General features: G+C 69.5%; 1 protein-coding gene. It reads left to right on the top strand.

From position 1 onward, the window contains the following. Nucleotides 1-42 precede the first annotated feature (42 nt). A partial coding sequence (locus F3T56_RS45960; RefSeq protein WP_216373121.1) for an IS630 family transposase occupies nucleotides 43-1,070 on the top strand: 1,028 nt, incomplete at its 3' end.

The following is a 1,070-nucleotide window of genomic DNA, read 5'->3' as shown; positions in this document are numbered from 1 at the left end:
TATTGATCCGAAACGGTTTGGGTTCTGGGTCGTTGATGGGGTGTGAGCGATCTGGTGGGGGACGCGCGGCATCTGTCGCCGTCGGCGCAGGAGGCCCTGCGGCTGCGGGCGGTGGCCGCGCTGGGGGCGGGACGGGCCCGTGAGGACGTGGCGGCGGTGTTCGGGGTGTCGCTGAAGGCGGTCGACACGTGGTGGGCGAAGTGGCAGGCCGGCGGGCGGGAGGCGCTGGTCATGCGTCCGCGTGGCAAGCCGGTCGGGGTGCACCAGGTGCTCGGGGAGGCCGAGCAGGCGGCGGTGCGGCAGGCGGTCCTCGATCACCGGCCCTGTGACGTGGGGCTTTCCGGTCAGCTGTGGACGCGGCGGCTGGTGGGTGAGCTGATCGCGAAGCTGTACCGGGTGCGGCTGACCGAACCGGGGGTGGGCAAGTACCTGAAGCGGTGGGGGCTGTCCTTCCAGCGCCCGGACAAGCGTGCCGTCGAGCAGGACCCCGAGGCCGTGGCGCGCTGGCATCAGGAGACCTGGCCGAAGATCCGAGCGAAGGCGAAGAAGGACGGCGGCGAGATCCTCTTCGCCGACCAGGTCGGCATCCGATCCGACCAGGTCACCGGCCGCACCTGGGGAGAGAAGGGCAAGACCCCCGTCGTGCGGCGGAGCGGGAACCGGTTCTCCGTGAACGCGATGTCGGCGATCAGCACCAAGGGCCGGATGCACTTCATGGTCTTCACCGAGAGCTTCACCGCCGAAGTGATGTGCCGCTTTTTGGACCGGCTCGCCGGCCACTTCGACCACAAGGTCCATCTCGTGGTCGACGGACACTCCGCCCACCGCTCCAAGAAGGTCCGTGACTGGCTCGCCGCCCACCCCGACGACGTCGAACTGCACTTCCTGCCCCCGTACTCGCCCGAGCTGAACCCCGACGAGCTGGTCAACGCGGACCTCAAGCACAGCCTGCCCAAACAGCACCGAGCCCGCGACCAGGCCGAACTCGCCGCCGAAACCCGCCGATTCTTCCGCAGACGGCAACGCCAACCCCGCATCGTCCGCGGCTACTTCGGCGGCCCGCACGTCCG

Source organism: Streptomyces tailanensis (assembly GCF_008386495.1).
Taxonomy (GTDB): domain Bacteria; phylum Actinomycetota; class Actinomycetes; order Streptomycetales; family Streptomycetaceae; genus Streptomyces; species Streptomyces tailanensis.
The sequence above is the reverse complement of the archived record's forward strand: the minus strand, read 5'-3'. Positions and strand labels throughout refer to the sequence as shown.